At 38.5% G+C, this 24,371-nt stretch carries 21 protein-coding genes; all 21 read left to right on the forward strand.

Translation table 11 applies throughout. The features are described 5' to 3' along the window. Positions 1 to 43: 43 nt before the first annotated feature. The 21 genes from truB (at position 44) to GY23_RS02275 (ending at position 24,340) form a co-directional block, all read left to right on the forward strand. On the forward strand, positions 44 to 976 hold the full coding sequence (gene truB, locus GY23_RS02175; protein ID WP_075617565.1) for a tRNA pseudouridine(55) synthase TruB: 933 nt from the start codon (positions 44 to 46) through the stop codon (positions 974 to 976). After that, positions 973 to 1,923 carry a riboflavin biosynthesis protein RibF gene (gene ribF, locus GY23_RS02180; protein ID WP_075617566.1) on the forward strand — a complete coding sequence of 317 codons (951 nt, stop codon included), beginning with the start codon at positions 973 to 975 and terminating at the stop codon, positions 1,921 to 1,923. Before truB ends, ribF begins: the two co-directional genes overlap by 4 nt. Before the next feature lie 131 nt (positions 1,924 to 2,054). After that, a complete protein-coding gene (gene rpsO / locus GY23_RS02185) occupies positions 2,055 to 2,324 on the forward strand; it encodes a 30S ribosomal protein S15 (RefSeq protein ID WP_075617567.1) in 270 nt (89 codons plus the stop codon). 186 nt (positions 2,325 to 2,510) lie between these two features. After that, positions 2,511 to 4,646, forward strand: a complete 2,136-nt coding sequence (pnp, locus tag GY23_RS02190) for a polyribonucleotide nucleotidyltransferase (RefSeq protein WP_075617568.1) — start codon at positions 2,511 to 2,513, stop codon at positions 4,644 to 4,646. Between the two features lie 71 nt (positions 4,647 to 4,717). Continuing rightward, positions 4,718 to 5,956, forward strand: coding sequence for a M16 family metallopeptidase (locus GY23_RS02195; RefSeq protein ID WP_075618210.1), 1,239 nt, complete (start codon positions 4,718 to 4,720; stop codon positions 5,954 to 5,956). A 417-nt stretch (positions 5,957 to 6,373) separates the two neighbouring features. Further along, on the forward strand, positions 6,374 to 6,643 hold the full coding sequence (locus tag GY23_RS02200) for a YlmC/YmxH family sporulation protein (RefSeq protein WP_075617569.1): 270 nt from the start codon (positions 6,374 to 6,376) through the stop codon (positions 6,641 to 6,643). Beyond that, on the forward strand, positions 6,640 to 7,458 hold the full coding sequence (locus GY23_RS02205; RefSeq protein ID WP_075617570.1) for a hypothetical protein: 819 nt from the start codon (positions 6,640 to 6,642) through the stop codon (positions 7,456 to 7,458). The genes GY23_RS02200 and GY23_RS02205 overlap by 4 nt, the downstream gene beginning before the upstream one ends. Then, a complete protein-coding gene (locus GY23_RS02210) occupies positions 7,452 to 8,039 on the forward strand; it encodes a dipicolinate synthase subunit B (RefSeq protein WP_075617571.1) in 588 nt (195 codons plus the stop codon). The genes GY23_RS02205 and GY23_RS02210 overlap by 7 nt, the downstream gene beginning before the upstream one ends. Positions 8,040 to 8,122: 83 nt before the next feature. Next, on the forward strand, positions 8,123 to 9,163 hold the full coding sequence (locus tag GY23_RS02215; protein WP_075617572.1) for an aspartate-semialdehyde dehydrogenase: 1,041 nt from the start codon (positions 8,123 to 8,125) through the stop codon (positions 9,161 to 9,163). Between the two features lie 13 nt (positions 9,164 to 9,176). Continuing rightward, a complete protein-coding gene (gene dapA / locus GY23_RS02220) occupies positions 9,177 to 10,070 on the forward strand; it encodes a 4-hydroxy-tetrahydrodipicolinate synthase (RefSeq protein WP_075617573.1) in 894 nt (297 codons plus the stop codon). Between the two features lie 232 nt (positions 10,071 to 10,302). Next, positions 10,303 to 11,970 (forward strand): ribonuclease J, encoded by a 1,668-nt coding sequence (locus GY23_RS02225; protein ID WP_075617574.1) that lies wholly within the window; start codon positions 10,303 to 10,305, stop codon positions 11,968 to 11,970. A gap of 80 nt (positions 11,971 to 12,050) precedes the next feature. After that, positions 12,051 to 14,357, forward strand: coding sequence for a DNA translocase FtsK (locus GY23_RS02230; protein ID WP_075617575.1), 2,307 nt, complete (start codon positions 12,051 to 12,053; stop codon positions 14,355 to 14,357). A gap of 168 nt (positions 14,358 to 14,525) precedes the next feature. After that, positions 14,526 to 15,254, forward strand: a complete 729-nt coding sequence (locus tag GY23_RS02235) for a GntR family transcriptional regulator (RefSeq protein WP_075617576.1) — start codon at positions 14,526 to 14,528, stop codon at positions 15,252 to 15,254. Positions 15,255 to 15,305: 51 nt separating this feature from the next. Beyond that, positions 15,306 to 16,370: a BMP family lipoprotein gene (locus GY23_RS02240; RefSeq protein WP_075617577.1), complete on the forward strand. Its 1,065-nt coding sequence runs from the start codon at positions 15,306 to 15,308 to the stop codon at positions 16,368 to 16,370. A 157-nt stretch (positions 16,371 to 16,527) separates the two neighbouring features. Then, positions 16,528 to 18,075, forward strand: coding sequence for an ABC transporter ATP-binding protein (locus GY23_RS02245; protein ID WP_075617578.1), 1,548 nt, complete (start codon positions 16,528 to 16,530; stop codon positions 18,073 to 18,075). After that, positions 18,068 to 19,114 (forward strand): ABC transporter permease, encoded by a 1,047-nt coding sequence (locus GY23_RS02250; protein ID WP_075617579.1) that lies wholly within the window; start codon positions 18,068 to 18,070, stop codon positions 19,112 to 19,114. The genes GY23_RS02245 and GY23_RS02250 overlap by 8 nt, the downstream gene beginning before the upstream one ends. 1 nt (position 19,115) lies before the next feature. Next, positions 19,116 to 20,075 (forward strand): ABC transporter permease, encoded by a 960-nt coding sequence (locus GY23_RS02255; protein WP_075617580.1) that lies wholly within the window; start codon positions 19,116 to 19,118, stop codon positions 20,073 to 20,075. A 660-nt stretch (positions 20,076 to 20,735) separates the two neighbouring features. Beyond that, positions 20,736 to 22,013, forward strand: a complete 1,278-nt coding sequence (gene yfmF, locus GY23_RS02260; RefSeq protein WP_075617581.1) for an EF-P 5-aminopentanol modification-associated protein YfmF — start codon at positions 20,736 to 20,738, stop codon at positions 22,011 to 22,013. Next, a complete protein-coding gene (gene yfmH, locus GY23_RS02265; protein WP_075617582.1) occupies positions 22,010 to 23,314 on the forward strand; it encodes an EF-P 5-aminopentanol modification-associated protein YfmH in 1,305 nt (434 codons plus the stop codon). Before yfmF ends, yfmH begins: the two co-directional genes overlap by 4 nt. Beyond that, entirely contained in the window at positions 23,311 to 24,039 is a 729-nt protein-coding gene (gene ymfI / locus GY23_RS02270; protein ID WP_075617583.1) for an elongation factor P 5-aminopentanone reductase, read from the forward strand. The genes yfmH and ymfI overlap by 4 nt, the downstream gene beginning before the upstream one ends. Before the next feature lie 43 nt (positions 24,040 to 24,082). Beyond that, positions 24,083 to 24,340: a DUF3243 domain-containing protein gene (locus GY23_RS02275; RefSeq protein WP_075617584.1), complete on the forward strand. Its 258-nt coding sequence runs from the start codon at positions 24,083 to 24,085 to the stop codon at positions 24,338 to 24,340. The last annotated feature ends 31 nt before the right edge of the window (positions 24,341 to 24,371 follow it).

Genomic DNA, 24,371 nt, shown 5'->3' on the forward strand with positions numbered 1-24,371 from the left:
CCTATTTACTTATTACATAAAACAAACAAAGGAGTGGGAGCGAATGCAAAACGGCATTCTTCCGCTATGGAAAGAAAAAGGGATGACCTCTCATGACTGCGTATTCAAACTGCGCAAAATATTAAAAATGAAACGCATTGGTCATACAGGTACACTAGATCCGAGTGTTGAAGGAGTACTGCCTATTTGTTTAGGTGAATCGACAAAAGTAGCGGAGTATTTGACAAACGCAGGAAAACTTTACGAAGCTGAAGTGACGATCGGCTCATCAACAACCACAGAAGATGCTGACGGTGAAATTGTTGACGTAAATCATTCATTAAAACAATTTTCTAGAGAAGAAATATTGACAGCATTGACAGCATTGACTGGCACAATTGACCAAACTCCACCTATGTATTCCGCGGTAAAAGTTAATGGGAAAAAACTATATGAATATGCGAGAGCTGGGATTGAAGTCGAAAGACCAACTAGACAAGTGACAATCTATGAGCTAACCCTTTTAAGTGAAGAGTATACTTTTACAGGAGAAGTTATTTCATTTAGAATCCGCGTGGCATGCAGTAAAGGAACCTATATCCGAACGCTTGCAGTTCAAATTGGTGAAAAACTTGGGTTCCCTGCACATATGTCACATCTAGTACGAACAGCTTCGGGAACCTTTACACCAGACAAATGTCTAACATTAAGTCAAGTACAAGAGCGAGTGGACAATGAGACACTAGAAGAATATTTGTATGATCTCGATTATGCACTTCATGATATGCCGAAAATTGAAGTGACTAGTACCTTTGAAAAGTCCATTCAAAATGGACAAGTGTTAGACGCAGTTGATGTACTAAGTAAACACGAAAGAATTGTTTTTACGAAGGATGAGCAAGCAATTGCGGTCTATATTAAACATCCTACAAAAGAAGGTAAGATGAAACCGGAGAAAATGTTTAATCGCTTAGTGACGGAGGAAGAGTCGAAATGAAAACCATCCATTTATCCTATCCACACCATGTAAATAATGATTCCATTTTAGGTCCCTATTCTCTAGCGATTGGTTTTTTTGACGGAATCCATTTAGGTCATCGAGAAGTTATTGGTCATGCAAAGAAAATAGCGAATGACAAAGGGTTAAAATTAGCGGTGATGACATTTGATCCACACCCTTCAGTAGTCCTTGGGAAAAGAAACGAAAAAGTGTTTTATATTACACCACTTGATCAAAAACTGGAGTTACTGCAATCCATGGGGGTAGACACCACATTCGTTGTCCGTTTTACATCTGATTTTGCTCAACTAACACCTGAAAATTTTGTTCACACGTTTATTCGCCAATTGAATGTTGCCCACGTAACTGCTGGCTTCGATTTTACTTTTGGTTCCTTTGGTAGAGGTGACATGGACATTATGAAAGAGTTATCCAACAATGATTTTGAGGTCTCTGTCGTTCAGAAAAAAGCAGATACCCATGAAAAAATCAGCTCAACACGAATCAGAAACGCCTTGACAGCTGGAGACATGGAAAAAGTCCATAAATTATTAGGTCGCCCATTTCGAATTCCAGGTGTCGTCGTTCATGGTGACAAACGAGGACGACAAATCGGTTTCCCAACTGCCAATATTCAAGCAAAAGAAGGATCGTTCATTCCGGCCACAGGTGTATATTCTGTTAGGATGTTAGTACAAGACGAATGGGTTGACGGTGTTTGTAACGTAGGTTATAAGCCTACATTCAAAAATCCGGATGAAAAAAAACTTACTATTGAAGTGCACTTGTTTAATTTTGACAAGAATATATACGGTGAGGAAGTATTTGTTGACTGGTATCACCACATTCGTGATGAACGTAAATTTGACGGCATTGAATCATTAAAGCAACAAATTGATAAAGATAAGCAAACATCCATCGCATTTCTTCAGAAATTACACTAAGAGTTGCACATTCGCCTGAACTATGCTAAAATTTTCATGCATAGAGATATGCTTAACTGTTGCTTGGCAAGGCGAATCACCAACGCTTGCTCGGTAATTAGGGATATTATGAGAAATTGGAGGTGAACCGGATGGCAATTACACAAGAACGTAAAAATGAACTAATCGCTGAATACCGTATTCATGAAAGCGACACTGGTTCTGCAGACATTCAAATCGCTGTGCTTACAGAAGATATTAACAACTTAACTGAGCATTTGCGTACACACAAGAAAGATCACCACTCACGTCGCGGTCTTTTAAAAATGGTAGGACGTCGTCGTAGCTTATTAACATACTTACGTGAAAACGAAGTATCACGTTACCGCGAATTGATTACTAAACTTGGTTTACGTCGATAAGATGCATTTTAGTGAAAGCGGGATTCGTCCCGCTTTTTCTTTATGTTCGTAAAGTTTTCCAAGAAAATAAATACTCTCGTCTATACATTTTATTAATTTTCGCATGATAAACACTTTTTTGATACACTACTAATGATACATACAAATAAATTTTCCAGGATTTTTAGTACGAGAGGAGTTCAATCAATGAACGAAAAACAAATATTTAATTTCGAATGGGCAGGTCGCCCTTTACAAGTAGAAGTAGGTAAATTTGCAAAACAAGCTAACGGTGCTGTGATGGTACGTTATGGCGATTCTACAGTTCTTTCAACAGCTACTGCTTCAAAACATCCAAAACCACTAGACTTCTTCCCACTTACAGTAAATTATGAAGAACGTCTTTATGCTGCAGGTAAAATTCCAGGTGGATTTATAAAACGCGAAGGTCGTCCCTCTGAAAACGCGATTTTGACTAGTCGTTTAATTGACCGTCCAATCCGTCCGTTATTCCCTGATGGATTCCGTAATGAAGTCCAAGTGATTTCAATCGTTATGTCTGTTGACCAAGATTGTACGACAGAAATGGCTGCAATGTTAGGTTCTTCATTAGCATTAATGGTTTCTGACATTCCTTTTGGTGGACCAATTGCTGGTGTGCAAATTGGATTAGTCGATGACCAGTTCGTAATCAATCCTACACAAGCACAACTAGCGAAAAGCACGATTGATTTAGTCGTAGCAGGAACAAAAGAAGCGATTAACATGGTTGAAGCAGGGGCTTTAGAAGTTCCTGAAGAAGTAATGTTGGAAGCGATCATGTTCGGTCACGAAGAAATTAAAAAATTAGTTGCGTTCCAAGAAGAAGTTGTCGCAGTAATGGGCAAAGAAAAAACAGACATTAAACTTTATGAGCTTGATGCGGAACTAACAAGCGAAATCAAATCAGTTTGCGAATCAAACTTAAATGCAGCGATTCAAGTTTACGAAAAGCATGCACGAGAAGAAGCAATTCGTGAAGTGAAAGATGAAGTGCTAGCTACTTATGTTGAACGTGAAAGTGATGATGCAACGCTTAAACAAGTTCGTGAAATTTTAGATAAAATGGTTAAAGAAGAAGTTCGTCGTTTAATAACAGAAGATAAAGTCCGACCAGATGGCCGTAAGTTAGACGAAATTCGTCCACTTTCATCTGAAACGGGTATTTTACCACGCACACATGGTTCTGGCTTATTCACGCGTGGACAAACTCAAGCACTAAGTATTGCAACACTAGGTGCATTAGGCGATGTTCAAATAATTGATGGCTTAGGAATCGAAGAATCAAAACGATTCATGCATCATTACAATTTCCCGCAATTCAGTGTTGGAGAAACGGGTCCTATCCGTGGACCAGGCCGTCGTGAAATTGGTCATGGTGCTCTAGGTGAACGTGCCTTAAAAGCTGTACTTCCAGATGAAAAGGAATTCCCATATACAATTCGTTTAGTTTCTGAAGTTTTAGAATCAAACGGATCGACATCACAAGCAAGTATTTGTGCGTCAACACTTGCCATGATGGATGCAGGCGTTCCAATTAAAGCACCAGTAGCAGGAATTGCAATGGGTCTTATCAAACGTGGTGAACACTATTCCGTTCTTTCAGACATTCAAGGGATGGAAGATCACTTAGGCGATATGGACTTTAAGGTGGCAGGAACGGCTAAAGGTGTTACTGCTCTTCAGATGGACATTAAGATTGACGGATTATCTCGTAGTATATTAGAAGAAGCATTAACGCAAGCAAAAATAGGCCGTATGCATATTTTAGATAGTATGATGGCTACAATTTCTGAACCACGTGAGAAGTTGTCTAAATTCGCTCCGAAAATTGTGATGGTTAAAATTAATCCTGATAAGATTCGTGATGTTATTGGACCGGGTGGTAAACAAATCAATAAAATCATCGACGAAACTGGCGTGAAAATTGATACGGAGCAAGATGGATCAATTTACATTTCTTCAATCGACGAAGACATGATCGCACGTGCAAAAGAAATTATTGAAAGTATTGTACGCGTAGCGGTTGTTGGTGAATATTATATGGGTAAAGTGAAACGAATCGAGAAATTCGGTGCATTTGTAGAAATTTTCCCTGGAAAAGACGGACTTCTTCATATTTCTGAAATTCAAGAAGAGCGTACGAAAGCAGTGGAAGATGTCTTGAAACTTGACGATGAATTATTTGTGAAAGTAATTGAAATCGATAATCAAGGTCGCGTGAATCTATCTCGTAAAATCGTCGTGAAAGAAGAAAAAGAAGCGGCGGAAAAAGAGCAAGCAGAAACAGAACAAGCAGAATAATAAACACAGAAAAGGTTGCCATATTTGTGTATGGCAACCTTTTTGGCAAAAGTATGGGGGATAAATTTACAGTGTTACAAAAAAGAACTAGTCAAAATGGAGTGCGTATCATTTCTGAACACATTCCACACGTCCGATCTGTTGCCGTGGGAGTCTGGGTATATGTTGGGTCAAAACATGAAACACCAGAGGAAAATGGATTAACACATTTCATTGAACATATGCTTTTTAAAGGCACAGCCACTCGTTCTGCTCGACAAATTGCAGAAGAATTTGATCGCATCGGTGGGTATGTTAATGCATTTACTTCAAAAGAAAATACTTGTTACTATGCAAAAGTGCTAGATCATCATGCGAAACATGCCATTTCGGTTTTGGCCGATATGTTTTTCCATTCGCAATTTGATGAGCAAGAGCTAGATAAGGAACGCCAAGTTGTTCTAGAAGAGATATTAATGGTTGAAGATACACCCGACGATGATGTGCATGAACAATTATGGAATGTAATGTACCCTAATCAGCCTTTAGGAGCTTCCATTTTAGGAACAAAAGCGACACTCGAGACATTCAGCAAAGATTCAATTCATCAATTTATGGATCATCACTATCGACCAGAACATATTGTCATCTCTGTAGCAGGCAATATTCCAGATGGTTATATTGACTACATCGATTCATTATTTGGTCATTTTACTTCAAACTCTGCAAGAGTGGATCGCCTCGAGCCTGACAGTCCAATTTTTCATCCTGGTGAATCTCGAAAAACGCGAGAAACCGAACAAGGACACCTCTGTTTGGGCTATCCAGGGTTAAGTGTAAGAGATCAACACATCTATGATTTAGTTGTGTTGAATAATATTTTAGGCGGCAATATGTCTTCCCGTTTATTTCAAGAAGTTCGAGAAGAGAAAGCCTTGGCCTATTCAATTTATTCATACCATTCGTCTTACGAAGATTCAGGGTCACTTGCAATCTATGGTGGCACGTCAAGCAATCAATTGCAAAAACTTCAGGAAACCATCCAGGAAACCATACAAAAAGTGGTGGATGATGGTGTGACGAATACAGAAGTTAACAATGCAAAAGAACAACTAAAAGGCAATTTAATGTTAGGGTTAGAAAGCACGAACGCACGCATGACCCGCAATGGTAAAAATGAATTAACTTTCAGTGCACATAAAACATATGATGAGACTTTACAAGAAATTGACGAAGTTCACATACATCATGTACAAAAACTTGTGACTGAAATTTTTGCCCATAAACCAGCAATTTCTATTATTACACCTTCGAAAGACAATCCTTTGTGATTGTCTTTTTTGTATATAAAGTAAAAAATTGTGAAAGCTTTTCCTCCTAAATCGAGCCCACAGAAAATGTTCATCATTTTAGAATGGACTAAGTATTCCCTATAATAACGCTACGGCGCATTGTGGATGTCTCTCGCGAGAACCCAGTCAAAAGATCATTTCCATGTCTTCTTGCTCGCGATACCACTTGAAATGCGCCTAATATGGTTCTGATTATGTATATTGATTTCATCAAATTCAATTCAGTGTATACAATTAACAAACAAGGCTTTCAAATAACTTGCAGTAAAAACCATTGTTCTTTTTTGCTGTTCTTTGTTGTCGGTGTCGGTCTACCACAGCCTTCTTCACATTTCTGTGAACATGTGTATCTTCATTGCATATATATAGGGAGATGAACATGGAGGAGGAGTCATTATGTTGCTATCAGAAATGGCTGTGAAAGAATTAATCCAAATTGAAGATGGCAAACGATTTGGATTGTTGGCTGATACAGAATTACTTTTTGAACCAACTAGTGGTAAAATCATTGGATTTCTCATTCTAAAAGAACATGGAAGTCGGCCGTTCAAATCAAAAAGTTCCCACCACAATGTGTATATCGCGTGGGAAGATATTATATTGATTGGTGAGAACCGTATTTTATTTACGAAAACATCCCATTTAAATTCGGAGCTGGCCAAATGACGACACTAAAATGGTGTGTCATTGGCGTAGATCCACGGATGGAAAGGCTCGCGAGCCTATTAACTGATTCAAATGTAAATGTATTATATTTGCAAACAAAGGCATGGAGTTACCAAGTTGAACGTGATTTAGCAGTGTATCAACCAGATGTTTTAGTATTACCCATACAACCACTCGAAGTTGTGACGGACTCCATCGGATTAGAATATTTTCAAACGATTAAAAAATGTTTTGTCGGAAGGTTATCCCCAGAATGGACACGCTTTTTTGAAGCAAGTGAACTAGACATGGAGCCTTATCTTGAAAACGAACATTTTATTTGGCTTAATGCAAAATTAACAGCAGAAGGATTTATTGCCGCATATTATAATGAGGAACAAGAAACAGTCGCCGGAAAACATTTTTTGATTTCGGGGTTCGGTCGAGTTGCAAAATTACTTGCCGCACAGCTGAAACGGATGGATGCCCATCCGCAAATTGTCGTTAGATCACCAGTTCAGTTAGCAGAAGCACATGCAATGGGGTATGAAGCGTGTAAGTTGGAACCTGGAATAGATTGCAATAAGGCGATTTTTATCAATACGATTCCAGCTAGATGGCTAACTGAAGATTACCGCTCATTAGTAACAACATGCCAACGGTTTTATGATATAGCTTCTTCTCCAGGTTGTTTAGTTGTAGAAGATGAATTATCGGATATCTATCGACTCTACACTTCATTACCGGGTCAATTTATTAAAGAGGACGCGGCGAAATTACTATTTACTTGTGTAACAAAGTCAATTAAACATCTTGAAGGAGGAACGGTGTGTTAACTGGTAAACGAATAGGTTTTGGGATTACTGCTTCACATTGTACGTATGAAGAAGTGGTTCCGAAAATTGCTGTACTTAGGGAACAAGGAGCTATTGTTGTGCCAATTGTGTCACATTCCGTGTTAGTGGCAGCTACACGGTTCGGTACAGGGGATGAATGGGTTCGCAAAATCGAAGAAGCTGCAGGTGCAAAAGTGATTTCAACAATTGCAGACGCTGAACCATTAGGACCGAAAACACCAGTAGATTGTATGGTCATTGCACCAATGACTGGAAACTCAATCAGCCGATTTGCAAATGCATCTACAGATTCACCTGTATTAATGGCAGCAAAAGCGACCATGAGAAATGGCACGCCCGTAGTACTAGGCATATCAACAAACGATGCATTAGGATTAAATGGAGTCAATATTATGAAATTATTAAACGCAAAACATATTTATTTTATTCCATTCGGTCAAGACGATCCATTTAAGAAACCAAATTCCCTTATCTCGGATTTTGATCTTATTGTTCCAACAATCTTGAAAGCAATGGAACATCAACAACTGCAGCCTGTGCTTATTCAACATAAAAAGTGAACTAATTTTCATGCACATTCCCGCAAGAATATGATACAATACCGACAATGTGTCCAATTAGTTGGATAAAGGGAGTGAGTGTAATGTCAAAAAAATATATAGTTGCTGTAGTCGGTGCAACCGGTGCGGTAGGACAGAAAATGATGGAACAACTTGTCAAACGTGATTTTCCTATCCAACATATAAAATTCTTAGCATCTGCACGTTCTGCTGGGAAAGTAATTGAATTTAATGGGCAATCGTACACAATTGAAGAGGCAACACCCGAAGCGTTTGATGGAGTGGAAATTGCTCTATTTAGTGCAGGTGGCTCTGTCTCTAAATTACTTGCACCGGAAGCTGCGAAACGTGGTGCGATTGTCATTGACAATACGAGTGCATTCCGAATGGATCAAGATATTCCACTCGTTGTACCGGAAGTGAATCGACAAGATCTTAAATTACACAATGGCATAATTGCAAATCCAAATTGCTCTACCATTCAAATGGTTTGTGCACTTCAGCCATTAAGAGAAGCATTTGGCTTGAAAAATGTCATCGTTTCAACTTACCAAGCCGTGTCTGGTGCAGGTGCTGTTGCAATAAAAGAGCTAGAGGAACAAAGTCGAACATTTGGAGAGACCAAAAATGTTTCGGCACAAGTATTACCTGTTAAAGGTGCCGAAACACATTACCCGATCGCATTTAATGCAATTCCTCAGATTGATACGTTTGATGATAATGGCTATACGTTAGAAGAAATGAAAATGATCAATGAAACGAAAAAAATTCTGCATATGCCTGGTCTAGCAGTCACAGCAACATGTGTACGCTTGCCGGTTGTTTCCGGTCACTCTGAATCTGTCTTTATCGAAGTGGAAAATGAAGGGGTTAGCGTATCGGACATTCGGTCGATTTTAGAATCTGCGAATGGAATAAAAGTATTAGATAATCCCGAGAAACAGGAATATCCAATGCCTTTATTTGCAGAAGGTCAGGATGAAGTGTTTGTTGGACGAATTCGAAAGGATCTATCAAATGCTAAAGGGTTTCATATGTGGATTGTAGCAGACAACTTATTAAAAGGTGCTGCGCTTAACTCAATTCAAATTGCAGAAGCGATGATTGAAGACGGTATTATCTAAAGGAGAGATTATTATGCAAATCGGCCGTGTATCTACAGCGATGGTTACACCATTTTTACCAGATGGAGCCATTCATTTTGAGATGGTTGCAAAACTAATTGAACATTTAATTGCCACAGGGACGGATTCCATCGTAGTTTGTGGGACGACGGGTGAATCACCTACATTGACAGATCAAGAAAAAGTAGATTTAATTCGCTTTACTGTTGAATCGGTAAATAATCGAATACCAGTATTCGCAGGAACTGGCAGTAACAGTACAAGAGCTTCAATTGAGCTGACCAAACTAGCTGAAGATGCTGGAGTAGACGGAATAATGTTGGTTACGCCATACTATAACAAGCCAGATCAACGCGGAATGTATGAACACTTTAAACAAATCGCGAGTGAAACAAAATTGCCTGTCCTGCTTTACAATATACCAGGTCGTTCTGTCGTGAATATGTTACCAGAAACTGTTGTAGCTTTAAGTAAAATCCCCAATATCCAGGCTATTAAAGAGGCTGGTGGGAACTTAGAACAAATGTCAGATATTATTTCTGAGTGCCCTGATGATTTTGCTGTTTATAGCGGAGATGATGGCTTAACATTGCCACTTCTTTCTATTGGTGGTGTAGGGATTGTATCCGTAGTTTCTCATGTAGTTGGAGAGGATATGCAAAAGTTAATAACGGCTTTTGAAGAAGGAAGACATAAAGATGCAGCGACGATACACCATGCTATGCTCCCGTTAATACGGGCAATGTTTGCAAAACCGAACCCTGTTCCTGTCAAATACGCATTAACTAAATTAGGGCTGGATGTAGGTACTGTACGCTTACCGCTTGTTGATATGACAAATGAAGAAAAGCAAGAATTTGATTCAGCGTGGGATAAATATGAAGAAAAAAGAAAGTTATTCAAATAATTATTTACGAAAGGTCAGTTCCTAACTGGCCTTTTTTACGTCAATTATTAATCTGTAGCCAGTACTTAAGTTTTAAGACCTTCGGAAAAAAAGCATTTTTCGTAGCACCCCTCCCATAACAAAGTCTTCATAAAACGACACTTTCCGCTTTTATTATTGTACTGTTGTCAGGTGTTAGATATAATGTATTGAAGTGGATAAATGTTCGGGTATATTTTTAGGAGGAAAGCACGTGACTAAAACAAAAAATGAAATCATTCGAATTATTCCCCTAGGTGGAGTTGGGGAAATCGGAAAAGCAATGTATGTAGTAGAAATAGACGAAGAGATCTTTGTTGTAGACAGTGGACTTATGTTCCCTGAAAATGAAATGCTTGGGATCGACATTGTTATTCCAGATGTAACATACTTAGAAGAAAATAAAGCTCGTATAAAAGGAATCTTTTTAACTCATGGACATGAAGATGCAATCGGCTCAATTTCCTACTTATTGAGAAAAATCCAGGCTCCTGTCTACGGTTCTCGTTTAACGATTGCCTTAGCAAAAGAGCATCTAAAAGAATTACCAGCAACTCAATCTGTTAAATTCTTCGAAGTAACAAACCGTAGTCGTATGAATTTCAAATCAACTCATGTGACATTTTTCCATACAACACACAGCATTCCTGATTCTTTGGGAATTGTTTTCCATACTTCTGAAGGTGCGATTGTTCATACAGGTGAATTTAAATTTGACCAATCGGCTAAAGGAAGTTACCGACCAGATATCGCCAAAATGGCAGGACTAGGCGAAGAAGGCGTATTTGTATTAATGTCTGATTCAACAGAGGCAGAACGTCCAGGTTATACGACTTCTGAAGCTGTTATTAAAGAACAATTATCTGAAACTTTCCACGCAGCGAAAGGAAGAATTCTTGTATCGTTGTATTCGTCAAATTTTATTCGTATTCAACAAGTTTTCGATACGGCACTTGAGACTCGTCGCAAGGTTGCTGTAGTTGGTAAAACATTAGAAAACGTGTTTGATGTGGGTAAACGACTGGACTATTTAAAAATCGATGATGAAACATTAATTTCGATAAAAGAAATAGGGAATTATGCAGATGAGGAAGTCGTCATCATTGTTTCTGGTACGCAAGGGGAACCACTTGAAGCGTTGGATAAAATGGTGCGAAAACATCATAAAGACGTAAAAATTAAAGAGACTGATACTGTATTAATTACATTTACTCCATCTCCTGGGATGGAAGTAGCCATGTTTAAAACGATGAACCACTTAGCAAAAACAGGAGCAAAGGTATTAACTTCGAGCAAAAAAGTACATGTTTCTGGACATGGTAGTCAAGAAGATTTGAAAATGATGTTAAATCTGATGAAACCGCAATATTTCATTCCGATACAAGGTGAATATCGCATGCTGATCGCACACTCGAAACTAGCACAAGCTACCGGCCTAACAAAAGCACAAATCTTTATTGCAGATAAAGGTGATGTTGTTGAGTATAAGAGCGGGAAAATGCGAATGAGTGGACGCGTACAAGCTGGGAACATTCTGATTGACGGAATCGGTATTGGCGATGTTGGAAACATCGTTTTACGTGATCGTAAACTATTATCTCAAGATGGTATTTTAATTGTCGTGGTTACATTAAACCGCGCTCAAAAGAAAATTGCTTCTGGTCCAGAAATTCTATCACGCGGGTTTGTTTATGTTCGTGAGTCTGAACAATTAATGGATGAATCAGCCGATCTAGTCAAAAAAATTGTTGAAAAGTATGTAAATAAAGAAACTTTTGAATGGACAAACATTAAACAAGAGATTCGAGATACTTTAAACTCATATCTATATCAAAAAACGAAAAGACGTCCGATGATCATTCCAATTATTATGGAATACTAAGGTAAGAAACGGAAGGGTTTCCTCGCCATAAGCACCGGCAGGAAATCCTTTTTCTTTGATTCAGAAAGAAGGTGACATGTATGGCAAGAAAAAAGAAAAAAGTGGTGAAAAAGAACAAACCGACAACAATGCATCCACTAATGTATGAAATACTCGGCTTATTAATCATCAGCCTCGGCATAATCACTTTTTTTGAATTAGGTTCTGTTGGAATTCTTTTGTCGTCTGTCGCACGGTTTTTATTTGGGAATTGGCATTTCTCAGTCCCGGTATTATGTATAGTATTTGCATTGATTATGATGATTAGACTTGAGGTGCCAGGATTAAAAAACCGTGGTGTACTTTCTTTTCTCAGTATATTAGCAAGCTTCACAACGTTCAGTCATTTGGAGTTGTTCGAACAATTATTTCGAGGTGGGGCTCTCCTAAGTGATTCCGTCCTTCGAGAAACTTGGCGCATATTAACAGAGGGTGATGGGCTTGTCAGTCGTAATCATTCACTAGGTGGAGGCATGATGGGTGCAGTGTTATTCGCCTCCTTACATGTGCTATTTGATTCAGGCGGGACGATGATCTCGGCTTATCTTTTCTTGTTTATTGGGTTAATTTTACTTTCCGGCAAAGCGTTGGTTCCATTTTTAGTAAATCAGTACCCAAAATGGAAAAAACAATGGGAAGTTATTCGAATTCAAAAGAAAAAAGATAAAGCTTCAGCAAATAAAAATACAACACGAAGTGCAAAGAGCAAAAAAACAAAAACCCCATCTACAACAGCTACTCAAGATTATGAAGTTGCTACAACCGTACAAGAAATTGAACCAGAACACGTATCACCAATTATTTCCGCTTTTACGGAACGTGCAGAAAAAATGCAAGAAAGTAAACCGGAGCCAGAATTAGAACAAACAGAAGTAATGAATGAAAAAGCATTTGAGGCTGTTTCTGAAGCAGTAACAGAAAATAAGGATTATAAACTGCCTATGCCCAATCTATTAAATGCTCCTCCGCATAGTGACCAAAGTGGAGAGTACTCATTGATTAATGCGAATGCAAAGAAATTAGAAAAGACTTTTCACAGCTTTGGTGTTAAAGCCCGTGTTACGCAAGTTCATTTAGGTCCAGCTGTTACAAAATACGAAGTGTTACCTGACACCGGAGTTAAAGTTAGTAAGATTGTTAGTCTGAGTGATGACTTGGCATTAGCATTAGCCGCGCGTGATATTCGGATTGAAGCACCTATACCAGGGAAATCTGCGATTGGAATTGAAGTACCAAACCAAGAAGTGGCTATTGTCAGTTTACGTGAAGTACTAGAAGCAAAAGAAAACAATAAACCAGATTCAAAACTAATGATTGGTCTAGGTCGCGATATTACAGGACAAGCAGTACTAGCTGAATTGAATAAAATGCCTCACTTACTAGTAGCTGGCTCAACAGGTAGTGGGAAGAGCGTATGCATTAATGGGATTATCGTTAGCATCATCATGCGAGCGAAACCACATGAAGTGAAGATGATGATGATTGATCCAAAAATGGTGGAATTAAACGTCTATAATGGGATTCCACATTTATTGGCACCAGTTGTTACTGATCCGAGAAAAGCCTCTCAAGCACTTAAAAAAGTAGTGTCTGAAATGGAGCGACGTTACGATTTGTTCTCACATACAGGAACGCGTAACATCGAAGGCTATAATGACCACATTCAAAAATGGAATGAAGAAAATGAGGAAAAACATCCAAAACTTCCATATATCGTGGTGATTGTCGATGAATTAGCGGATTTGATGATGGTTGCGTCAAATGACGTTGAAGACTCTATTACACGTTTGGCACAAATGGCACGAGCAGCAGGAATCCATTTAATCATTGCGACTCAACGACCAAGTGTAGATGTAATCACAGGGGTGATCAAAGCAAATATTCCCTCACGAATTGCTTTTGCGGTATCGTCTTCAATTGATTCACGTACCATTCTAGATATGGGTGGGGCAGAGAAGTTACTTGGAAGAGGTGATATGCTATTTTTAGCAGCGGGTGTATCTAAACCCGTTCGTGTCCAAGGGGCTTTTTTATCCGATCAAGAAGTAGAAAAAGTGGTTGATTTTGCGATTGCTCAGCAAAAAGCTCAATACCAAGAAGAAATGATTCCATCTGATATTGAAGAGGTAGCGTTAGATGAGCAAACAGACGATATTTACGATGAAGCGGTCCAACTTGTTACAGAAATGCAAACTGCTTCTGTTTCGCTACTACAAAGAAGGTTTCGAATTGGCTATTCAAGAGCTGCTCGCATTGTCGATCAAATGGAAATGCGTGGAGTTGTAGGTCCACATGAAGGAAGCAAACCAAGACAAGTGCTACAAAATAAGCATGATGATCTTTCATAAAATGGGTAAATATAACAACAATATTACAAATATATCATTAATAATAAGAACTTTTAGTAATTTCGTCATAAATCTATTTATTTACACAAATAAAAGTGGTATAGTATGTCTGATTAGTAGGAAAGTTTTACATCAGATGTCTGATCTCTGCTGATGGTGGTGGTACGTATGACAATTAAAACAGATCATCGTCATTTGTATCTTCAAGTGATCGATCGTCTAAAAGACGATATTGCAAAAGGTGTGTTTCAAGTTAAGGAAAAACTTCCTTCAGAATTTGAACTAGCCAAATCACTTGGAGTCAGTCGTGCTACACTTCGTGAGGCACTTAGACTGTTGGAAGAAGAAAATGTCATCGTCAGAAGACATGGAGTGGGTACCTTTGTAAATCCAAAACCTGTTTTCACTTCAGGTATTGAGCATTTGACAAGTGTATCCTCGATGATCCGTACTGCGGGAATGGAGCCGGGAACTATTTATTTAAGTTCTTCGGAATCCTTACCGACTGAGGATGATATTAAGCGCTTTCATTGCGAAGAAAACGAGTCCGTCATTACAATTGAACGTGTAAGAACTGCAAATGGTGAACCCGTTGTTTATTGTGTGGACAAAGTTCCAACAAAAGTTTTACCTGCCGATTTTTTAAGCAGGAAAGAAGGTTCAATTTTCACAGCAATTGAAGAATCCGGTCAAATTCGGGTGGCTCATGCTGTTGCATATATTGACCCAACTGGCTATCACGAAGTAGCATCCCCGATTCTTGAGTGTGAACCTGAGACGGCGTTACTTGTTCTGAAACAATTACATTATAGTGACAATGATCAAGTGGTATTGTATTCAAAAAACTATTTTAGGGCTGATAAATTCAGTTTCCATGTAGTACGTAAACGGGTGTAAAACATCAAATTTCCTGCTAATATGAATAACACATTTTGGGGGGGTCTCAAATTGACAAAGCGTAAATTCGGTTTAGCTTTATCGATGGTATTGGCTGCTAGTACTATTTTAGGTGCTTGTGGAAGCGACAAAGAAGAAGGCAATGGTTCTAAAGATGGAGAGAAAAAAGCAAGCGATTTCTCTGTAGCAATGGTGACTGACGTTGGTGGAGTAGATGACAAATCATTCAACCAATCAGCTTGGGAAGGTATCAAAAAGTTTGGTGAAGAAAATAATCTTACTAAAGGCGATGGCGGTTTTGATTATCTACAATCAAAATCTGACGCTGACTACAACACGAACCTAAATAAATTAATGCGCCGTGACTTCGATCTAGTTTTTGGAATTGGTTTCATGATGGAAGAATCCATCAATGAAATTGCTACGCAACAAGAAGATAAACATCTAGCAATTATTGATGCCGTAGTTAAACAACCTAACGTAGCTTCAGTATTGTTTAAAGAGCAAGAGGGAGCATACCTTGCAGGTGTTGCTGCAGCCCTAATGAGCAAATCGAAAAAAATTGGTTTTGTTGGTGGAATGGAAATTCCTGTAATAGAGCGCTTTGAAGCTGGATTCTTGGAAGGTGTTAAAGCTGTAGATCCTAGTATCACTGTAGATGTTAAGTATACAGGTGCTTTTGACAAAGCGGAACTTGGTAAAACAACAGCGAACCTTATGTACTCTTCTGGCGTTGATATTATTTTCCACGCTGCTGGTGGTACTGGTAACGGTGTATTCTCAGAAGCGAAAGAATTAAAAACTAAAGATCCAAATGCAAATGTATGGGTTATCGGTGTTGACGCTGACCAGTATGATGAAGGTGCTGTAGGCAAAACAAATGTAACATTAACTTCTGTGTTAAAAGGTGTTAGCATTGCTGTACAAAACATTTCTAAATTAGCTCAAGAAGGTAAATTCCCTGGTGGAGAAACATTTACTTATGGCTTAGCTGAAGATGGAATGGGATTGGCTGATTCTCGTGGAGCACTTCCAGATGACGTGTTGGCACAAATCGATGAGTATTCTAAAAAAATCATTTCTGGTGAAATTGTTGTTCCTGAAACTGTAGAATAATTCCTACTATCATGAGTCATCATAAGGACCGGTGTAACTGGTCTTTATGATGTTTTTCTTGCCCTTTCTAAATTAATAGACGAAAGGTTTTCAATTGAAGCCTTTCTTGTATTAATTTATTTTTTTTTACAAAACAGTGCCTAAGGGAGTGAATATAGTGGAACACGTGATCGAAATGTTGAATATCCGAAAAGAATTCGGGAATTTCGTTGCAAATGATAACATTACGCTTCAATTGAAAAAAGGCGAAATTCATGCACTTCTTGGTGAGAATGGTGCAGGGAAATCGACGTTAATGAACGTGCTCTTTGGTCTTTACCAACCAGAAGGCGGAGAAATCCGCGTTCGTGGTCAAGTAGTGAAGATTACGGATCCGAATGTAGCGAATAATCTTGGTATTGGAATGGTTCATCAACATTTCATGCTAGTTGAAGATTTTACAGTTACGGAAAATATTATTCTAGGTAGTGAGCCTACTAAAGCTGGTATGATTTCTGTGAAGTCTGCTGCCAAGAAAGTACTAGAACTTTCTGAACTTTATGGTTTAGATGTTGATCCCCATGCAAGAATCGAGGACATTTCAGTTGGGATGCAACAACGTGTTGAAATCTTGAAAACGTTGTATCGTGGTGCAGAGATATTAATTTTTGATGAACCGACGGCATCATTAACTCCTCAAGAAATTACTGAACTAATTCAAATTATGCGTAGATTAATTGAAGAGGGGAAATCTATTATTCTGATTACCCATAAACTAAAAGAGATTATGGATGTTTCAGACCGTGTGACGGTTATTCGTAAAGGCCAAGGAATTGGAACAGTCATAACTGCGGAAACAAATCCAAATGATCTAGCTTCTCTGATGGTTGGACGACAAGTAGAATTTAAAACAGTTAAAGGTCCTGCAAATCCAACCGTTGAAGTATTAGACATTAAAGACTTAGTTGTAACGGATTTCCGAGGAATCGAAAAGGTAAAAGGACTTAACTTAAATGTTCGTAAAGGTGAAATTGTCGGAATAGCCGGAATCGATGGCAATGGACAATCTGAATTAATAGAAGCAATCACCGGTTTGCGTAAAGTGAAAAGTGGTCTAGTGAAGTTGAATGGTCAAGATATTACAGGAAATCGACCTCGTAAAATCACGGAAGCTGGAATTGGTCATATACCACAAGATCGCCATAAACATGGACTAGTTCTCGATTTTCCAATTGGACACAACATTGCACTTCAAACGTACTATACGAGCCCAAATTCAAAAAATGGTTTTATGAATTATGCAACAATATCTAAAAAAGCGAATGAAATTATAGCAAAATACGACGTTCGAACACAAGGTGATCACGAACCAGCTCGAGCATTATCAGGTGGTAACCAACAAAAAGCAATCATTGGTCGTGAAATTGACCGTAACCCGGACTTGTTGATTGCTGCACTACCTACACGTGGCTTGGATGTTGGTGCAATTGAGTTTATTCACCAACGCTTAATTGAACAGCGTGATAATGGGAAAGCTGTTTTATTAATCTCATTTGAATTAGATGAGGTCATGAACGTATCGGATCGAATTGCGGTTATTTATGACGGACAAATCGTCGATATATTAGATCCATTGCAAACGAATGAACAGGAACTTGGTTTATTAATGGCAGGACAATCAAAAACTGCAATAAAAATGAAAAAGGGGGACAGTAAGCATGTCTAATCGCATTATAAACCTACTCGTTCCCGTGGTTTCGGTAATTTTAGGTTTACTCGTTGGGGCAGTAGTTATGCTAGTCAGTGGATACGATCCGATAGAAGGCTATGCCGCTTTATGGGATGGAATATTTGGAGACGCATATACAATTGGTGAAACGATTCGTCAAATTACACCTTATATATTAGCTGGATTAGCGGTAGCTTTTGCTTTTCGCACCGGATTATTTAACATTGGAGTGGAAGGTCAATTAATCGTTGGCTGGTTTGCTGCGGCTTATGTTGGGATTGCGGTAGATCTACCAAAAATCATTCATTTACCACTTGCCATTCTAGCGGCAGCAGCTGCTGGTGCATTATGGGGCTTTATTCCAGGACTGTTAAAAGCACGTTTTAAAGTCCATGAGGTTATTGTCACAATTATGATGAACTACGTTGCACTCCATACTGTAAATGCTCTTATTCGTACAGTATCTGATGGCGGGGACAATACGGGGAAAATTCATCCTTCCGCTTCTCTGCGTTCCGATTTTTTAGAAAACATGACAGATTTCTCACGTCTACATTATGGAATTATCATTGCCCTTGCAATGGTTTTAGTAATGTGGTTGATTTTAGAAAAAACAACTAAAGGTTTTGAATTGAAATCTGTAGGTTTAAATCATCATGCCTCTGAATATGCAGGGATGAACGTCAATAAAAATATTATTCTAGCAATGTCGATTTCAGGTGCATTTGCTGGTCTTGGTGGTGCCATGGAGGCACTTGGTACATTTGAGTTTATTTCAGTTAAAGGTGGATTTACTGGGATTGGATTCGACGGGATTGCAGTAGCACTTCTTGGTGCCAATACTCCACTTGGTGTCATTTTCGGTGCTGTATTATTTGGTTCATTAAAATATGGTGCAACAAACATGCCAAATGCTGCACAAATTCCAGAAGAAATCGTGTCAATTATTATCGCGATTATCATTTTCTTTGTTGCTTCTGGTTATGTCATTCGTTTATTTATCGAGCGTTTAAGTAAGAAAAAGGAGGCGAAGTAACATGAATTTCTTGGAGATCTTATATTTCCTTGTTCCTGTCGCAATTGCATATGCAGCTCCTCTTATTTTAACGGCAATAGGTGGTGTATTTTCGGAACGTTCAGGTGTAGTTAACATCGGATTAGAAGGCCTTATGGTAGTTGGAGCTTTTATTGGTGTCTATTTCAACTTAACATTTGCTGATACTTTTGGAGCTGGTACACCGTGGATGGCTCTTTTAGCTGCCATGGTTGTAGCTGGCGTTTTCTCTTTACTACATGCTGTAGCATCAGTGACATTCCGTGCTGACCAAGTTGTCTCAGGTGTGGCGATTAACTTACTAGCAGTAGCCATTTGTTTATTCCTAGTTAAGAAGATTTATGGGAAGGGTCAAACGGATTTTGTGCAAGAGCGTTTCTTACGTGATGGTATTCCGTTTTTAGAGAAGATTCCATTCTTTGGACCCATGTTTTTCCAAAATGTATATTGGACTTCAGTGTTAGCGATTGGAATTGCTATTCTTTCATGGGTAGTATTGTATTATACGCCATTTGGTCTCCGTTTACGTGCAGTAGGTGAACATCCAATGGCAGCTGATACAATGGGAATCAATGTATCACGCATGCGTTATATTGCGGTTATGATTTCAGGTGGTTTAGCAGGAATAGGTGGAGCAATTTATTCTCAATCAATTTCTCAGGATTTTGGTCATTCAACAATTAATGGGCAAGGTTTCATGGCTTTAGCGGCCATGATATTTGGGAAATGGCATCCACTTGGCGCAATGGGTGCAGCATTATTCTTTGGGATTGCTCAAGCATTAAGTATTGTGGGTAGTTCAATACCATACATTAAAGAAATACCAAGTGTATTCTTACTTATTTTACCATATGTATTGACAATTCTAGCATTAGCTGGATTCATCGGAAAAGCCAATGCACCAAAAGCAAGTGGTGTTCCATACATTAAAGGGAAAAGATAAAATATTGATATTCAAGGATCAGGCGAATCTGCCTGGTCCTTTTTTCAAATCTAATAAAGTTTAAAAATCGAGTCTGCCAGAACCCAGTATTTAAAGATTTCTCTACACTAAATAGGGCACTGAAAAATAGGCTGGACGAAGTATTTCCTTTCATTCACACTTCGGCACATTGTGGATGCCTTCCGCAAGAAGCCAGGCAGAAGATCACTGCCAGTCTTCTCGCTCCGGCTACCATATTCACAGAGAGTAAATAAAAATAAAGAAAGCGGTGGGAGGTCGAAATTTCATCTTCGACCGATTGTCCATTAAAGTAAGGCATCTATTCTTTCGTTACCAAAATAAAAATCACTGTTCATATAAAGGAAACAAGTGAGCGACGGACGTACACCCGCAGGACGGTCTGGAAGAAAAGAGGAAGGGCGAAATGACGAAGTCATTTCGCCCTTCCTCTTTTTAATCATTAGACTATGGTGCAGCAGTTAGGCGTCCACAGCGACCTACAATCCTTCATGATTCAGTGATTAACTCCATAATAATAAATTACTGAAGGAACGGACGCACTATACCCGGATTTTCTTAGTGCAATTTGCAATCATTTGATAGCTACATGTATAGTGAAAGATATGGTATGGCATATTAAGGAGAATAGGGGGGATTTCGATGTTTCAATCCATCGACTTAAATCAAGGGATTCGTTTACATATTCGGTCAACGGATCAATTTAAGACCATCAATTTTGCATTTAAATTTAAGCATGAACTTACAAATCAATCCGCTTCAGAAAGAGCAGTTCTATCTAATGTCTTGCTCCACAGCAATGAACTTTTTCCTTCTAATCCTGCATTTCGCAGTCATTTAGATGAGCTATACGGTACAATCATGTACTTGGATTCAAGCAAAAAAGGCAGTGATCATTACATTACTTTGCTTGCGGAGTCCGTAAATGACCAGTATTTATCAACTGGTGGTGTTCTTGATCAAGTAATGGATTTACTGCAAACTGTATTGTTCCGTCCAAACGTTGAAAGTGATACATTTAAAGATTCAATTGTAAAACGGGAAAAAGATTCGGTGATCCAACGCATCGAGTCGCTTTATGATGATAAAACTCGCTACGCTCAACAAAGATTAGTTGAATTGATGCGACCGAATCACCCCGCATCAATTGGTGCGAATGGAACAATAGAAGATGTCACATCTATTACAAGTGAGTCACTTTTTGCTGCATACAAAAGTATGATGGAAGAAGATGAATTAGATATTTATATTGTCGGTGACCTCAATGTTGAAGAAATGACGTCTAAAATAAAGAATGCATTTTCATTTAAAGCTCGTGGTGCCAAACAAAAAAATCCACATCAAGATGTAGAACACCAATCTGTAGAGAAAGACAAAGTCAATGAATATCAGGATATGAAACAAGGGAAGCTCCATATTGGCTACGTAACACCGGTGACATTCACACATCCTGATTTCCCCAAAATGCAAATTACAAATGGAATATTTGGCGGCTATCCTCACTCGAAATTATTTTTAAATGTGCGTGAAAAAGAGAGCATGGCTTATTATGTTTCTAGTTCGTTCTCTTCATCCTATGGACTTCTATTTGTCTTATCAGGAATTGACGCTGGTAAACAAGAAAAAGCTGTACGGTTAATTGATGAGCAACTAGAAATCATGCAAAACGGTGATATTTCACAAAATGAAATAGATCAAACAGTTGCCATGCTAAAAAACCAGTTAAAAGAAGCACTGGATTCTGCACGTGGCCAAATAGAGATTTATGATCAGTATAAAGATTTAGATGAATCATTCTCAGTGGAAGATTGGTTTAAAAAATGGGAAGCGGTCACGAAAGAAGATATTCAAAAGACGGCGAAGTCAATTGAAAAAGAACTCGTTTATTTCTTGTCTGGAAAGGAGGAGCTTTCAAAATGAAGGAGCTTCACTTTAAACAATTAGATGAAAAACTCTATCACGAAAAACTTGAGAATGGTCTAGAAGTATATATCTTACCTAAAAAAGGTTTCTCGAAGACATTTGTTACATTTACAACAAAGTATGGGTCAATCGATCGTACCTTTGTGCCTTTCGGTGAATCCGCTGAGGTGACTGTGCCTGATGGAATTGCCCATTTTTTAGAACATAAAATGTTTGAAAAAGAAGATGGGGACGTTTTTCAAAAATTTAGTGGCTTTGGTGCTGCAGCTAATGCATTTACATCATTTACTCGTACAGCCTATCTATTTTCCGCAACGGATCATTTGTACGAAAATACGGAAACGTTATTAAACTTTGTGCAAGAACCTTATTTTACTCAAGAAACGGTAGAAAAAGAAAAAGGCATTATCGGGCAAGAGATCACCATGTACGATGACCAACCGGACTGGCGTTTATATTTTGGTACGATTGAAAATATGTATAAAGAACATCCAGTCAAAATTGATATTGCTGGAACTATTGAATCAATCGATCAAATCACGGCAGAACATTTGTACACATGCTATGAGACTTTTTACCATCCCTCAAACATGTTGATGTTCGTAGTAGGTGCTGTGAACCCGGAAGAAATGATGAATTATATACGCGAAAATCAGCATAAAAAAGAGTTTAAAGAGCCTAAAACGATTGAAAGGAAATTTGAACAAGAACCGGTGGAAGTGGCAAAAACTGAAAACAGTCTATACATGGATGTTCAAAAACCTAAAGTTTACATGGGTATAAAAGCAAAAGAAACATCACTTCAGGGTGAAGAAATGATGATACATGAATTAGCGATTCAGCTATCGTTAGAACTCATTTTTGGTCGTTCTTCTGATTTCTATGTGGAAGCATATGAAAAAGGATGGATTGATGAATCTTATGTATTCGACTACACACTTGAAAAAGGGTTTGGATTTGCCATCATTGGATCAGATACGGGGATGCCGAAAGAATTAATGGAAGCCGTGAAAAAAGAATTGCAAAAGGTCGAGGAGAAATGGCCATATGGTCAAGATGATTTAGATCGTGTGCGTAAAAAGAAAATTGGGTATTTCCTCCGCGCCTTAAATTCTGTTGAATTCATTGCCAACCAATTCACTCGCTACGCCTTTAATGACATGAATTTATTTGAAGCTGTGCCCGTATTGGAGAAAATGACAGTAGCTGATTTACAACAATCGTTTGCTTCAATTCAAGGCGAAAAGCAACAAACTGTATTTTCAATTCTTCCTAAGAAGGATCAAGCTAAATCATGAAGAAATTTGCCTGCATTTTTGGGGCATCTGGAGAAATAGGCCAGGCAATTGCGTTGGATTTGTCTGAACAAGGATGGAGCTTGTATTTACATTTCTTTGAAAACAAACAAGTGATTGACCAGTTGGCTACTCAATTTCGAACTGATTTTCCACAACAGGAATTTCATGTGATTCGTGCAGACCTTGGCAACCTTAAAACGATAGAAGAAATAGTAGCACAACTTTTTGAAGTGCAAGCAATTGTTTTTGCATCGGGGCAAGCGTTGTATCAAGTGCTTGAAGATACGACACCTGCTGAGATGGAGATGGTTTGGCGTACTCATGTTCAATCGCCCATGTCCATCATTGGACAGTTAGCTCCTAAGTTAAGAAGGTATAGTCACTCATATATTGTGTTTATTGGTTCAATTTGGGGTGAAACGGGTGCAGCAGGAGAATCCGTTTACTCAGCTGTCAAAGGTGCACAGCATGCTTTCGTGAAAGCGTATGCTAAGGAATCTGGTCCTTCAGGTGTACGAATTAATGTGGTCGCTCCAGGCTTAATTGACACTAAAATGAATGCTTCTTTAGATGAAGAAGATAGACAAATGCTGATTAGTGAGATCCCGCTTTTACAATTTGGAAAACCACAGGATGTAGCAAACATGGTATCGTTTTTAATGAGTGGAAAAGCTGATTATATTACGGGTCAAGTTTTACGTGTAAATGGCGGCTGGTACATATAAATGACTCTTTTACACATACTGTTTGTGAAAAGGAGGAATGAACATGGCCTTACTTGAAAACTGGCAAAAGTGGACCAATTTTTTAGGTGCAAACGTTATGAATGCAGAAGCAACTGGTATGTCAAAAAAAGCAATTCAATCAACAGCATTTGAAATCGGTAGCTACTTAGCTAAAAATGTTGATCCTAAAAATGAGCAAGAGCGTGTACTTTCTGATTTATGGTCAGTTGCGTCTGAAAATGAACAGCATGCTTTAGCTAACATGGTCGTAAAGTTAGTACAACAAAAAACTGTGCACTAAAAGAAAAGAAGGACATTGTTCCTTCTTTTCT

The sequence above is a fragment of the Paenisporosarcina indica genome (assembly GCF_001939075.1).
Taxonomy (GTDB): Bacteria; Bacillota; Bacilli; order Bacillales_A; family Planococcaceae; genus Paenisporosarcina; species Paenisporosarcina indica.